At 56.4% G+C, this 13,873-nt stretch carries 11 protein-coding genes, 1 tRNA gene and 3 pseudogenes; 9 read left to right on the top strand and 6 right to left on the bottom strand.

The genetic code is table 11. The features are described 5' to 3' along the window. Nucleotides 1-219: 219 nt before the first annotated feature. Nucleotides 220-414 (bottom strand): annotated as a pseudogene (locus AC1DHT_RS18465) (DNA adenine methylase); the annotation flags it as partial. Here AC1DHT_RS18465 and AC1DHT_RS18460 point away from each other — a divergent pair. The 4 genes and pseudogenes from AC1DHT_RS18460 to AC1DHT_RS18445 form a co-directional block, all read left to right on the top strand. Beyond that, nucleotides 414-1,196 (top strand): annotated as a pseudogene (locus AC1DHT_RS18460) (IS3 family transposase); the annotation flags it as partial. The pseudogenes AC1DHT_RS18465 and AC1DHT_RS18460 overlap by 1 nt on opposite strands. Continuing rightward, nucleotides 1,193-2,038 (top strand): tyrosine-type recombinase/integrase, encoded by an 846-nt coding sequence (locus tag AC1DHT_RS18455; RefSeq protein ID WP_427537115.1) that lies wholly within the window; start codon nucleotides 1,193-1,195, stop codon nucleotides 2,036-2,038. The pseudogene AC1DHT_RS18460 and the gene AC1DHT_RS18455, both read left to right, overlap by 4 nt. 1,584 nt (nucleotides 2,039-3,622) lie before the next feature. Then, nucleotides 3,623-4,504, top strand: coding sequence for a tetratricopeptide repeat protein (locus AC1DHT_RS18450; protein ID WP_477761426.1), 882 nt, complete (start codon nucleotides 3,623-3,625; stop codon nucleotides 4,502-4,504). Nucleotides 4,505-4,673: 169 nt separating this feature from the next. Further along, nucleotides 4,674-4,760: pseudogene (locus tag AC1DHT_RS18445) on the top strand (transposase); the annotation flags it as partial. A 260-nt stretch (nucleotides 4,761-5,020) separates the two neighbouring features. Here AC1DHT_RS18445 and AC1DHT_RS18440 read toward each other — a convergent pair. Beyond that, nucleotides 5,021-5,094, bottom strand: a tRNA-Cys gene (locus tag AC1DHT_RS18440). Nucleotides 5,095-5,499: 405 nt separating this feature from the next. Between AC1DHT_RS18440 and AC1DHT_RS18435 the strand changes: the two genes are divergently transcribed. After that, nucleotides 5,500-6,174, top strand: coding sequence for a DUF3313 domain-containing protein (locus AC1DHT_RS18435; RefSeq protein WP_427537119.1), 675 nt, complete (start codon nucleotides 5,500-5,502; stop codon nucleotides 6,172-6,174). 49 nt (nucleotides 6,175-6,223) lie between these two features. Here the strand turns inward: AC1DHT_RS18435 and AC1DHT_RS18430 are convergent, their stop codons facing one another. The 4 genes from AC1DHT_RS18430 to AC1DHT_RS18415 form a co-directional block, all read right to left on the bottom strand. Then, nucleotides 6,224-7,570: a glutamine synthetase family protein gene (locus AC1DHT_RS18430; RefSeq protein ID WP_103316420.1), complete on the bottom strand. Its 1,347-nt coding sequence runs from the start codon at nucleotides 7,568-7,570 to the stop codon at nucleotides 6,224-6,226. Between the two features lie 23 nt (nucleotides 7,571-7,593). Next, a complete protein-coding gene (locus AC1DHT_RS18425; protein WP_019689871.1) occupies nucleotides 7,594-8,151 on the bottom strand; it encodes a helix-turn-helix domain-containing protein in 558 nt (185 codons plus the stop codon). A gap of 25 nt (nucleotides 8,152-8,176) precedes the next feature. After that, nucleotides 8,177-9,466, bottom strand: coding sequence for an NAD(P)/FAD-dependent oxidoreductase (locus AC1DHT_RS18420; protein WP_427537121.1), 1,290 nt, complete (start codon nucleotides 9,464-9,466; stop codon nucleotides 8,177-8,179). 300 nt (nucleotides 9,467-9,766) lie between these two features. Further along, nucleotides 9,767-10,291: a cupin domain-containing protein gene (locus AC1DHT_RS18415; protein WP_427537123.1), complete on the bottom strand. Its 525-nt coding sequence runs from the start codon at nucleotides 10,289-10,291 to the stop codon at nucleotides 9,767-9,769. A 213-nt stretch (nucleotides 10,292-10,504) separates the two neighbouring features. Between AC1DHT_RS18415 and AC1DHT_RS18410 the strand changes: the two genes are divergently transcribed. From AC1DHT_RS18410 to AC1DHT_RS18395, 4 genes are all read left to right on the top strand, one after another. Continuing rightward, nucleotides 10,505-12,046, top strand: a complete 1,542-nt coding sequence (locus AC1DHT_RS18410; RefSeq protein WP_427537125.1) for an FAD-dependent oxidoreductase — start codon at nucleotides 10,505-10,507, stop codon at nucleotides 12,044-12,046. Between the two features lie 312 nt (nucleotides 12,047-12,358). Continuing rightward, a complete protein-coding gene (locus AC1DHT_RS18405; protein ID WP_347927062.1) occupies nucleotides 12,359-12,547 on the top strand; it encodes a DUF1843 domain-containing protein in 189 nt (62 codons plus the stop codon). A gap of 40 nt (nucleotides 12,548-12,587) precedes the next feature. Beyond that, the gene (locus AC1DHT_RS18400; protein ID WP_427537127.1) at nucleotides 12,588-13,220 is read left to right on the top strand and encodes a DUF1842 domain-containing protein; all 633 of its coding nucleotides are present in this window, start codon (nucleotides 12,588-12,590) and stop codon (nucleotides 13,218-13,220) included. Between the two features lie 54 nt (nucleotides 13,221-13,274). Continuing rightward, nucleotides 13,275-13,856: a DUF1842 domain-containing protein gene (locus AC1DHT_RS18395; protein ID WP_427537129.1), complete on the top strand. Its 582-nt coding sequence runs from the start codon at nucleotides 13,275-13,277 to the stop codon at nucleotides 13,854-13,856. Nucleotides 13,857-13,873: the final 17 nt, after the last annotated feature.

Here is a 13,873-nt window from a genome sequence, read left to right as displayed (position 1 = left end):
CAAAAAACTTAACACCCGGCTATAGAGCACTCAACAGTAACACCAATGCAGCGAACGCAAGAATGTTGATATGCACCTACATCAAATATTACTTACAAGAAAAGTAGTCCTCCACCACCACTCTGTCTACCCGACTGGAGTAATATCCGCTACTAATTCGCAATAAAACGCGGCCCGTTATTACGAATTCTGCTTCTTACATACAATTAGCCCACATTATCAGAACAACCTTCCCAATGCCTCTGACTCCCAATTCATGATCACCAACTCACCACTCACCTCGGCCTTTCCTTGCCGCTGGTTCGTGGTGGTGTATCGAATATCCAAGGTTTCAAAGTGAATGCCCTCAAACACACGCCGGATGTCGGGGTGGTCGTTGATGCTGACCATCACCTTGCCTTTGCAGCGACGCATACGCCCAGCGCGTTAGGCGCCGCACGCCTGATGTTGAACGACTTCGGTTGCGCAGCCGGGTGAACGAGTTGTTCACGCAAAGTCGTAGCGCTGCGGGCAGCCGCAGTATCTTGTCGCTGATGCTTGAAGACGGTGAACAACTTGGTCGATTCAAAGTGCGCAGCTTGATGCGCGAGCTTGATTTAGTCAGTAAACAACCCGGCTCACATGCCTACAAACGAGCGACAGTAGAAAGACTCGATATCCCGAATACCTTGAACCGTGAGTTTGATGTGCCAGCCCCGAATCAAGTCTGGTGCGGCGACATCACCTACATTTGGGCCCAGGGGAAATGGCATTACTTGGCGGTCGTACTGGATCTTTGCACGCGCCGGGTGGTGGGCTGGGCGTTGTCGGAAAAGCCGGACGCCGATCTGGTTATCAAGGCCCTGGATATGGCCTACGAGCAGCGTGGCAGGCCTTCGGGTCTGCTGTTTCACTCGGATCAGGGGTCGCAATACGCAAGCCGGCTATTTCGTCAGCGATTGTGGCGTTATCGCATGCGCCAGAGCATGAGTCGCCGGGGAAATTGCTGGGACAACGCGCCAATGGAGCGCGTGTTCCGTAGCCTAAAAACGGAATGGATACCGACCACGGGCTACAGAACGACTCAAGAAGCCAAGCGCGATATCAGCCACTTCTTGATGCATCGGTACAACTGGATTCGGCCTCACCAATTCAATGGTGGGTTGGCACCAGCTCGGGCCGAGGAAAAACTTAACGTCGTGTCCGGGATTAGTTGACCACTACAGACAGATATGAAAAGGAAATCATCCCCAGCAAGAAACCCCGTACCCAATCGGACAATCGCAAGGAACTGAAGCAGCTCAGAAAGTCATTTGAGAAAGCGCCCATTGACTCGATAACGCCCCAAGTGGTGGCCCAGTATCGAGATGCCAGGACCGCAAAAGTCAGGGCCAATAGGGAAATCGCCCTGCTCTCCCACATGTTCACCATCGCCCGCGAATGGGGCCTGACGGCCAACGCCAACCCCTGCTTTGGTGTTCGACGTAATAAAGAAACGCCCCGCGACTATTACGCAGGGGAAACGGTGTGGGATGCGGTCTACGCCCAGGCCGTACAGGAACTCAAGGACGCGATGGACCTGGCCTATTTGACCGGGCAGCGCCCAGCAGATGTACTGAAGATTGCGGCCACTGATTTGAACAGCGGCTTCCTGATGATCGGGCAAGGCAAAACCGAGAAGCGCCTGCGTATTCGTCTGGAAGACGCCGGCGCCCAATCTGGACTCAGCACTTTTATTGACGACTTGCAGGAGCGCAGAGCGCTAAACGGTATCAAAACCTCAACCCTAATCACCAACACGTCCGGACTCAGGATGAGCCAGCAGATGTTGCGCAACCGTTGGGATGAAGCTCGGGAAAAAGCCGCAGTCAAGGCTGGCGCCGACGGTGACACAGCGTTGGCCATCAGCATTCGCCAGTTTCAGTTCAAGGACATTCGCCCGAAAGCCGCAAGTGAAATCGAACTGACACACGCCAGCCGACTACTGGGGCACTCCACAGAAGAGATGACCAAGAAGGTTTATCGACGAGTGGGCGAGATCGTAAAACCCACGAAGTAACCCCCCTTCAACTAGCGTCAACCTGGTGCAAGGTTGGCGCTCCCCCACGAAAAATGCGAAATTGCCCCTCCCCAGCTGACCACCTGATTACATGGGTACCGACCACTCGCGTGCATCAAATTAGACCAGCACGCTTAACAACCATGGTCAGGAGAGGGCTGCCCACTGCTACCGGTGGTGACAGGCAGCAATCGACCCAAAGCGGCCCATTGCGAAAGGCAGCTATCGGCCAGAAGCGGTCAGTCATACCCTGACACTTCCCGCCGAAGTGCTCGGTCGAATGTATCTTTAGAACCAGAACCTATTCATTACTCTCCGCGCTGCGATTCCGGCCTGGCCAATGCATCCCGCCGGCTTCGTGTACGCCCGCACGCTTGAGCCAAGATTTGTACTACGCTCCACAAGCGCCTCCTTAATAGTCAGGCAATGAACACAACGTATGTTTTGTATGACATGAAATAATCGCCATATTATTTGTGGTGATTTCCTTTGATGGGAAGCTTCGATCAGGAACGAATGAAACTATGATAACTGTCATTACAGCACCCGTTATCTCTCATATAAATGACCGGCATGGCCCAAATGGCGAAAGCGGCTCGAATTTCACCTCTGCCTTTCTGGACAATAGTAGCGGCTTAGGTGGCGTAGCGAAATATGTCGTAGATCATGGTGCTTGCGCATTCAGCTGGAGCCACGACGGTGCCCCCGTCTATACCTATTACCACAACTTCAGAACTGCGATAGGTACAGGAATAGATGAATACGGAAGAACTATAAATTTCCAGGCGGTTGAAGTTATCGGAACTCCCAGTGGAGAGATATTATGGGTAAGCACCATGTTTCCGAAGTATAAGATGACATAGCTAATTTTATTGAATTGTCGCTATTCTATTTCTGAAATACCGACAGGTGAAAGGCCGCTACTGGCCGATTAGCGCCTTTATCAGCGGTGAGATTCGGAACCTGCGATCTGTGAAGCGTTGAGATTCTCGGGTCCAAGTTCTCGCGTGACCAGTTCCACAACGCTACGCAGCTTAGTCGCAGTCGCCTGTCGGTATGGAACAGGAGATGCATCGGGCGCGACGGGGTATCAAAGGATGCGCGCGAGCTTCCCGCTGGCGATGGACGAACGCGCCAGATCTTCAGCGATGAAGGCGGCGGCGTTGTTTACCCCCAACTGACTATGGACCCGGACCTCGATTTTTCGACCATCGCGCACGAATTGCCAGTTGGTGAACAGTCCTCGTGTGCTGGGATAGACAAGGCATTCGTGCCCCTGGAGGTCCGTCGGATGGCAGAGGGTTCCCCGTTCCTGCAGATAAGCTGGTGATGATTAGGTAAATTTATATCCGAGGATAATATTGAGCCAATGTCCCTGCATGCTCTCAACATAGTGGTGATGATGGAGGCATTTCGCCATGCTCAAAAAATGCTCAATTCACCATGGGTACGGTTCGGTAGAAATGAGGAAACCCCGGATATTTTTGGCCTCTTCAGTTGAAGGCCTTGGTGTAGCCTTTGATCTTGCTTAATTTTTTTCGCGCATCAGCCGATTAAACCCACACGATTCCACGGATGCATCACATGAAAAAGGCAATTGTTGTACTGGCAATCACGTGGCTCATCGCAGGGTGTCAAACCTCCAGGCCACCAAGCCCCTTGGAAGAGAGTATGGCCAACGTCCAATGTATGCTGTTTGAGGGAGCTAAAGGCCCCACTGCAGACGAGGTCCAATACATTCGTAAAGCCAGCGATAACGGCAACGTGCGCTGTAAGACTACGCTCGGTGGTTTGTACGAATTCGGTCGTGGCGGCCTGCCACAAGATTTTGGCAAGGCCAGATCGCTCTATGAGTCCGTCGCCGCCGTGGATGGCGTCGGTAACGAGAGACTGGCGCGCATGGCCGAGAATGGCCACGGGCAAGCGCGTAACGACGTCGAAGCGCGACGGCTTTATCAGTTGGCACTGACCAACAGCGACAGCGATAAAAGTAAACTCGCATTGGCCAGATTGATGGAGGAGGGCCGCGGTGGCTCGCAGGATTTGTTCGGGGCAATGATGTATTACGTGGAGGCCAGCCAGCATGCCGGCGATGTCTCGTGGAAGGGCATTCAGCGGATCCGCGCTCAAGGACTGGTGCTGACGACTGAACAGACCCAGCGCTACAACGAGGTCTGGAGTGATACCAGTCGCAAGAGTCTCAATCGCACGACAGTGGACATCGAGATTGCCTTAAATAAGCAAATCAAACACGGCAGCGCCAGTAAACCGGTGACTCTGCAAGTGCAAGGCAAACCTAGTTCGAATGTGCCGCAAATCGCATTGGTCGAAAGTTCGGGCAACGCTGACGTAGACCAGGCCGTAGTCAACGCATTCGGTAAATACCGAATTCCTGCCGAGYCGATATTGCAGTCAGGCCAAGATTCCTGGTCGTCCGAGCGTTCCGTCAAAGTCGGTTTGAATTGAAGCGCTAGAGCCATTTGCCGGGACCGAAAAGGGACGGATTTATTTGATTTTTTAAGTCCGCTGTCGCTTAAATGAATCCGCCTTCTTTTGTCTTTGGGTTGATGTTGTGAATCGCCCCTAGTTTTGTAGACACCTCCAAGCCTCATAATTAGGCCCATCGGGAGGTGCCATCAGAAACCAGCGTTACCCCGAAGAATTCAAGATCGAAGCAGTCAAGCAAGTCACCGAACGCGGTTTGCGTGTTGCTGATGTGGCGTAGCGTCTAGTCTGGAAAGCTTGCTGAGACACTGAGTGACTGCTTCTGGCCGTTCTCTGCCGGCCATGGTTACGAAGCCTGCTGGTCAAGTCCGATGCAAATGACTGGTCAGATCGAATGCAAACGGGCGGTCAAGTCAGTGCAATTACCCACGAAAAAAGCCGGCAGGTTGCGGAACACATCCAAAAAGTTGCGGAACACTTACCAAATCGCAGGCAATAAAAAACCCCGTAGACCTTTGATCTACGGGGTTTTAATAGTGGAGGCCGAGGTCGGAATCGAACCGGCGTAGGCGGATTTGCAATCCGCTGCATAACCATTTTGCTACTCGGCCCCAAACGTCCGATGCCTTAAAAACAACATCAAACGCATAAAAACTGGAGAGGGAAACTGGATTGCTATCTGTTTCCAACCCTTTGATATCTAAAGGGTTTTTCTCGTTCCTGAATCAGGAATGGACGCAATTCTGTACGTGTTCGCCGGGCATGTCAAGAACAGGAAGAAAAAAATTCTATAACTCCCTACCGGGTGCACTCCACAGCCGGGCAGACGATATCACGGGGCAATGCGTCCACGAGCATGACAACTGGATATTTCGCCATTCGTACCTACGCTGGTTCGCGAAGTATCCAGATTTCTGGCGGGTTGTGGTTGAGTAAGGCACAAAGTCGACACGGATGATGCCGGCCTCACCACTAAGGCGACCTGAATAAAACGTTTCAACCCATGGAGTAAAAATATGCACCTATCCAGAAACTTGCTTATCGGTGTTGCCTTGACCGGCCTGCTGCTCGGCGGTTGCACCTCAAAAGTGACACAGAAGGAACAATACTCAGGGTTTCTTCCCAACTACAGCAACCTGCAAGAAGTCACCACCCCCAGCGGCGAGAAAGCCATGCGTTGGGTGACGCCTTCCTGGAACCCGAACGCTTACAACACGGTGGCCTTCAAGCAACTGGAACTGTACCCGGCCCCCAAGCCCAATGAGCGAGTCAACCGCCAGACGCTGGATCAGCTGCAAACCTACATGACGGACAGTGCCAAGAGCACACTGAGCCAGAAGTACCGTGTGGTGCCAAACGTTCAGTCGGCCCCTGCCGGTTCGCGAGTCCTGATCGTACGCGCCGCGATTACCGGGGTCACAGCCTCTAACGAGGGCATGAAATGGTATGAAGTGGTTCCGGTCGCAGCTGCGATAGGTGCGACTCAGGCGGCCACCGGTCACCGCGACCAAGACACCGAGTTGTACATCGAAGCTGAGATGGTTGACGCGAGCAACGGCCAAACCGTGGCTAAAGTCGCTCGCAAGGTCTTCGGTGAACAGTTGGAGAATACAAGCCAGCAGGTGACAGCCAACGACTTCAAGGCGGCACTGAAGAAGCTGACCAGCGACATGCAGGCATTCCTTCGCTAACAACCGGGGTAAAACGCCGACTCAGTTCGCGGGACTGAGTCGGCGGTTATTACAGATACCAGCGGTACTCGCGCGCGCTGATCTCCTGCAGGAAGGCCAGGTGGTCCTGGCGCTTGTTCTCGCAGTACACATCAACAAACTCCGCCCCCAAACCCTCGCGCAGTTGTGGCTGATGCTGCATGGCGCGCACGGCTTCGAGCATTTCCAGCGGGAAATCGATCCCGCTGTTGCGGTCTTCATTGAGTGCTGCGATCGGCTCGCGACCGGCTTCCAGCCCCTGCTCCAATCCCACCAGAATCGCTGCCAGCACCAGATAAGGGTTGGCATCCGCGCCTGCCAGGCGATGCTCGATACGCAGATTTTTCGAATCCGAATCGGGAATCCGCACACACGCATCACGATCCTCGAAACCCCAGCTGGCACGTGTCGCCGCGTTCACCGTACCGCCCAAACGCCGGAAGGCGTTCTGGTTCGGCGCGAATATCGGCATGCAATGCGGCAGCAGCTCCAGGCAGCCGGCCACCGCATGCCGCAGTGCTTGCTGCTGGTTGGCGGCCAGCAGGTTTTTACCCTCGGCATCATAGAGGCTGACATGCACATGCATGCCGCTGCCCGGATGCTGCAAGTAAGGCTTGGCCATGAAGCTGGCGCGGTAACCGTGCTTGAGCGCGACGCCACGGGTGCTACGGCAAAATAGCGCCGCCCAGTCGGCAGCGCGCAGGCCGTCATCGAGGTGGCCGAAGTTGATCTCGAACTGGCCCGGCCCAAGTTCGGCAGTGATCACCGTGGTATCGATGCCTTGCGCCCTCGCCGCTTCGACCATTTCATCGAGCACCGGCGAAAAGCGCGACAGCCGCTCGATGTGCATGTTCGGTTGATCATCGGCATCGTCCGACAGCTGATCGCGGGGGAACTGCGGCTGCCCGTCGCGCAGCTGTTTATCGAACAGATAAAACTCCAGCTCGAACGCCACTACCGGATGAATACCTTTGCCACGCAACCGTTCCAACACCTGCGCGAGGACCTCGCGGGGCTCGAAGACGATCGGCTTCTCGGTGCCGTCCGAGGTGATCAGCATCTGACCCAATGGCTTGGATTCCCAGCTCACCGGCTTGAGCGTGCCTGGCACCAGGCGCCGCAGAGCATCCGGGTCGCCGTCGTTAAAACAGTAGTCGCCGATTTTGAACAGCCCACCCTGCACGCCCAGTAACACGCAGTTCTGCGGCAGCTTGAGGGCGCTGCCGGCAGCCACTTTTTCGAGCATCTCTATCGGATAGCGCTTGCCGTAGAAATGCCCGGGAATGTCCAGGGAGATCAGGTCGACATAGCGCACCTCGGGGTAGCGTTGGCGAAAAGCACGAACCTCAGCCAGCAGATCAGAGCAGGCAGCATCCATCGTCGTTGTTCCTTTTATTGTTATCAGGTGTAAACCCAAAGCACTCGCGTGAGCTGGTCAGTGAGGTTGCCGTAGCGACAGCGCGTGTGACTGTCGAGCTGAAAACTGTCGCCGGCCTGCAAGGTGACCGGCTCATCGTCATCGCCCAACCACAGCGTCAATGCGCCTTCCAGGACGTAGCCGCCCTGCTCGGAGCTGTCGCTCAAGTGCCGCTCGCCACTGCTGGCGCCGGCCTCCAGTTGGCTTTCGAGCATCGAGAACGAGGCCCTGATCTTCGGCGAGACCAGAATGTCGGTAATTCCGTTGGCGTAGTACAACGTGCGGCGCTCATCCGGGCGGGTCACCCAAGGCAACACCTTGGGTTTTGGCAGGCTGTAAAAATAGGTGGTTGGCACGCCGAGGGTTTCGCTGATCGCGGTCAGGTCCGCCACGGTCGGTCGTGACAAGCCCCGTTCGACTTGCGAAAGAAAGCCCACGGAACGGTCGATTTTGTCGGCCAATTCCTTGAGGGTGTATTTCTTGTGCTTGCGCAGATCGTGGATCAGGATCGCCAGCGCGGCGATTTCTTCTTGCTTGTTCATGCCAGTAATTCCGGAAGATGACTCATCAAATGCTGTCGCGCAGTCGGTACCAGGCCTTGCCGATCGCTTCCAATGGCGCTGCCAGGTATTTACCGCCGGGAAAGCTGTCATTACGTAACCCCTGGTACAACGCCAGCTCGTCCGGCTGACCGAGAATCGCATCGGACACGGCGCGAGCCCCAGCCAATGTCGGGAGCACGCCATGCCCGGAATAACCCTGTAGCCAGTAGAGGTCGCCACACCGGCCAATGTCAGGGGTGCGCTTGAGGGTCAGATCGATATGCCCGCCCCAGGCAAACTCCAGCTCGACACCTTTGAGCTGCGGGAAGACCCGTTCCAGATAGGGCCGTGTCGCGGCGGCGATGTCTTTGGGCATCCCGCCCAGATAGGTGCAGCCGCCACCGAACAGCAGGCGGTTATCCGGTGTACGACGGAAATAATCGAGGACGAACTGGTTGTCGGTGACGCAGACATTATTCGGCAGCAGCGCGCTGGCTTGCTCGGCGGTCAGGGGCGCGGTGGCCACCTGATAAGTGCCCACCGGCAGCACACAACTGGCCAATTCAGGATCGAGTTGATCGAGATAGGCGTTGCACGCCAGCACCAGGACATTTGCCCGAATGCTCCCGCGCTCGGTAGTCACCCGGTACTGATCGCCGTCTTCGCGATAGCTCAGCGCTTTGCTTTGCTCAAAGATGCAGCCGCCAGCATGTTCGATGGCTGCGGCCAGCCCCAGCGCCAGCTTCAATGGATTCAGATGCCCGCCTTCGGGGTCATAGAGCCCCGCCTGATAACGCTCGCTGGCGACCCACTGCGGTAACTGCTCACGCGTTATGAATTGCAGGCCATCGTGGCCCCACTTATGGCTGGCCTCGCGTTGCCACTCGGTCAGGAGACTGACCCGACGCGGCATGACCGACGTCCACAAGTGGCCGGGGCGATAATCGCAGTCGAAACCATGGCGCGCCGGCAACTCGCGCAACTCCTGCGCCGCCCAGCGCATGCCGTCCCACAAGCGCCGCGCGCGTTCATAACCCAGCGCAGCCTCCAGAGGCGGCATGTCACACGACCAGCCGAGAATCGCCTGCCCACCATTACGCCCCGAGGCCGCCCAGGCAACACGACTGGCTTCCAGCAACGTCACGCGCTTGCCCGCCAAGGCCAGGCGCAAGGCGGTATGCAAGCCACTGAAACCGGCACCGATGATCAGCACCTCGGCTGTGTGTTCACCTTCCAGAGCGGCTCGGTTCAACAGGCGATCAGCGCAACTGTGGGCGTAATAGCTGGCGACATGCTGCGAGGACTGCTGAAACATTCGGGCACCCATGAAATTATGTTTTTATAATTTCATGAAAAACTACAGAATAATTTTCACGAGCGCAACACCCTGCTCACCCCTCGCAGACCGGATGACCCGTAGCAGCTGCCGAGCCTGCGTTCGAGTCCGTAGCAGCTGTCGAGCCTGCGAGGCTGCGTTCGAGTGCGCAGCACTCGTAAATTCATGCAGCGCGGTCGACCAGATCAACCGTATAGGCGGGTTTTACGACTGCTACGCAGCCGAACGCAGCCTCGCAGGCTCGACAGCTGCTACGGAGTAGGTGCTGGTCTTACTGTTTTATTCTCGCGCCAGCCGCTCAAACAGCGCCGAATGCTCTGGAAACAGCTCGTTGAGCCGGTGCCGACTGCCCAATTGCATATCCGCAAAATCAAACCCCGGCGAAACGGCTTCGCTGATCAAGCCGTAAGCAGCTGGTCCATCCATCAGCTGCGAAGCCTTCCAGACACCGCCCGGCACATGCAATTGCAGGCACTGCCCGGCAGTGACGTCATTGCCCATCTCCACGGTTTTCAATGTGCCGTCCGGGTAAATGAGGAAGTATCGAATCGCATCGCCCAGGTGGTGGTAGTGAACGATGTCGGATCGGTTCAAATGAAAGTGGCCAACGGGAGACGTGTCCGTCAGCAGGTAATAGATCGAGGTCATCGCATAACGCCGACCACCTGCGGTCTCGACCATGGGCTGCTGATCAGACTGAAAGGTCCGGCGGTAATAACCGCCTTCCACATGGGGTTCCAGGTCGAGTGCAGCGACGATGTCCTGGGCGCTTGGAGTGTGTCTGTCGGGTTTGCTATCCGTCATGTTAAAGGCCATCAGTCAGGTGGAGTCGCGACAGTTTGCATGGCGTGTAACGCAGCGCAAGCATTCCTTGGAGCGTCGATGGACAGGTGCCGATGGGCAATCGATTTCACTGCTTTACTGTAAGGGTCGAGCCTGCCAGACGGGGCCGCAGTTTCACTGACGCTCTCCCGCCGCTGTCGACGCCAACGGAAAACCCCGCCCCGGAGAGTGCTCATGTCCCTGCACAACGTCGCCCGTTTTACCGACCTTCGTGAAGACCGCGGTACTCGCGTTGAAATTGGCTCACTGAAGATCGTGCTGTTGCGGGCCGGCGAACGGGTCTATGCCTATCAGGGCGAATGTCCGCACGCGCAGGCTCCGTTGGACGAAGGCATTGTCTGCAATGGTCGGCTGATTTGCCCGTGGCACAAGGCGATGTTCACGGTCGAGGACGGTCAAGTGTGCGAACCGCCAGCGCTGAATGGGCTGACCCGCTATCCGGTCAAAATCGTCGATGGCGATGTACATGTGGACGACCAGCCCCTTGCCCCCATCGAAGTGAATCGTGCCCCTGATTCACGCTGCTTCGTGATCGTCGGTGCAGGCGCTGCGGGCACAGCGGCAACAGCCGCCCTGCGTGAACACGGCTTTGCCGGTCGCCTGGTGTTGATCGATCGCGAAACGGACCCCGGCTATGACCGCACGGTGCTGAGCAAATATGTCCTTGCCGGGGAAATGTCCGTCGAAGAAACCCCGCCGCTGCTGGATGAACGCTTTTACAACGAACAGCACATCGAGCGGGTTCAAGGTGAGGTCATCCGTCTCGACGTAGCCGCCAAAAGGGTTTCCCTGGGTGACGGGCGTACCTTCGACTATGACGCCGCGCTCCTGGCCAGTGGCGGCGAACCCAGGCCGCTTTCGGTAGACGGGGCGCATCTGCACAACATCCTGGCGCTGCGTTCACGAGCGGACGCCGAGCGCATTCTGCACATCGCAAAACCCGGTACCCGTGTGGTCATCATCGGTGCCAGCTTCATCGGCCTGGAGTCGGCTTCGGCCTTGCGCCGCCATGGCCTGGAAGTCAGCGTGGTCGCGCACCATGAAACACCGTTCAGCACGCTGTTCGGTGAGCGCATCGGCATGGCGATTTTGTCTCTGCACGAAGACAACGGCGTGGTCTTTCATGCCAATACCCAGCCGAAGGCGTTCGAGGGCCAGGACAACGTCGAGGCCGTTCTGCTCGAGAATGGCCAACGACTTCCCGCCGACCTGGTGCTGATCGGCATCGGCGTCAACCCGGTCACCGACCTGCTCGAAGGTGTTGAGCTGGACGATGACGGCGGGCTGCCGGTAAACGAAGGCATGCGCGCTGCGCCTGGATTGTGGGCTGCCGGCGACATCGCCTCCTTTGCATGGCAAGGTTTCCCCACACGCATCGAGCACTGGCGCCTGGCGCAGCAGCAGGCGCGGATCGCCGCGCAAAACATGCTGGGCGTTGAAACACGCTACGTGGATGTGCCGTTCTTCTGGACGTATCACTTCGACAAGACCTTCGAGATGCTCGGTCACGCCGACCAGTGGGACCGGATCGTCTTCGAAGGCAACCCCGAGCAATACGCGTTCATCGCGCTGTTGTGCAAGGGCGAGCGGGTCGAGGCGGTGGTCGCCTGCGAGTACTCTCGGCAAATGGCGTTGCTGGCCGAGCGGATGAAACAGCCGTTGCTGCGCGAAGAAGCCTTGCAGATCATTCGGCGAATCGCCGCTCAGGAAGGTTGAAAACTCGCAATAAAACGATGTTCCTATTGGAACTATCGTACTTAATTACCCATAAATTAAACAACCACACATATTCATTATCAATGGCGATAAGAACTCGCACTGCTTATGAGAAAAGAACCCGACACACTTCCCCTCATCGCCAATCCTGATAACAAACAGCCAGTTTCCTAACGCGTCGCTATTAATAAAATAATATTAACAATTTATCAGCCGTACTAGCCCATTGCCCATTGCATATTTATCAACGCCTGCTTAACTGCAGAAACTGCTGAAGACAGCAGTATTCGCACAACCACGGAAGGAATCGTTATGAGCAATTCAACTGGCCATAGCATGCCCCCTTATGGGGTGGCCATCCAAAGCGCGATCAAGGCAGGCAACCTGCCGCAAATGAAAACGTTGTTGAAACAACGCGATGCATCCAAGCCAGAACCCAAAGAACTCAGTAGCGCGTACGAGCAGTTGGCTAAGGAAGTCGCACGCCTGGAACAGCACTAACTGCTGTTTCCGCTCCCCTATTGCAATGGAGGCAATAATTATGTCTGGTTCTTCTCAACAGTCTGTCGGTTTATTCCCACTCTGCTATCAAATTGGTACTCAACAACCGGGCGCACAAAACCTGGCGCTCAATCTGCTGGTGTTTACACCTGAGCAAACGGTAAGCGGTACTGTCGCAATCACTCAGGCAACCAACCCGCCGCTGGATGTGCATTCCGATGTCTGGGGTGCGTACACCTACATGACGGTGATGAAACCCGGCGTCAGCAAAATCCTGATCACCGTTCAAGGCAACCAGGGTGGCCCGAGCTCGAACTCCATCGTGAATTTCAAGCTGCATCTGGTGGTCGGTGACGACTGGAAAGCAGGCGTCGCCAACTACGAGTACTTCAATGGTCAGCGCTGGGTMAAGGTCAATGCGCCCGCCCATCTCGTCGAGTCGGTGCCTTCCAGGGCCTATCCGCTGCCGCTGGAACCCGGCCCGGTCATCCTGCCGTATCCGCCGATCATGCCGCTGTACGCCGCGCCGATTCAGGGCGCTATTGCCAGCGGTGACCTGGCCCAGATGAAAAATCTGGCGAGCCTTGCCAAACAACAACTGGACCAGCAACCCCAGTTGCAGAGTGCGCTTGAGGCCGCCAAGGGTGAAATCAGCCGGCTGGAACGCCGCTGACCGGCAACTGAATGTGCCTGGCTTGTCCTGAATACAAATTAAGGGAGTTGCACCATGTCAATTGGACTTTTTCACACGCGCCTCAACGTTTCCAGCTCGCTAATCGGCGCACCGGTTTTAACCCTGGATCTGCTGGTGGATACCGTCAACAAGAAAGTCAGCGGTATTGCGAGCATTTTTCAAAGCACCTACCCCCCTGTCAATTTCCGTGCCCAGGTTTGGGGTGAGTATTCCGAGGCCAAACTGACTGCCGATGCGGAAAACCACATCATCCTCACTCTGGATGGCAGCCCGAGCGGCCCTAACAGCAATATCGCCCAGACCTTCGACCTGCGCGGCATTCTAGGCGCCGATTGGGCCAGCGGTTTTGCCGACTACAAGTACTACGATCAAGACCACTGGACGACAGTCAGACATGCGGCTGTCAGCCAGGCCCCGGCTCAGCGCCAGGAGTTCGCGCAACCTCACAAATTACCGCTCTACGCGGTTGCCGTGCAGCAAGCGCAAGCCAGCGGTGACCTGGCGCAACTGAAGGCCGTGGTGAGCCAGGGTGAACAGCAACTCGCCAGCAGCGGCGCCTTGCGCAGTGCGCTTGAGCAGTTGCAAGCAGAAATCGCCCGACTGGAAGCACGCTAACCGGCAATACCCGGGCT

The sequence above is a fragment of the Pseudomonas sp. 05N432 genome, from assembly GCF_056396945.1.
Note: the sequence above shows the minus strand (reverse complement) of the source record. Positions and strands in the feature narration are given on the sequence as shown.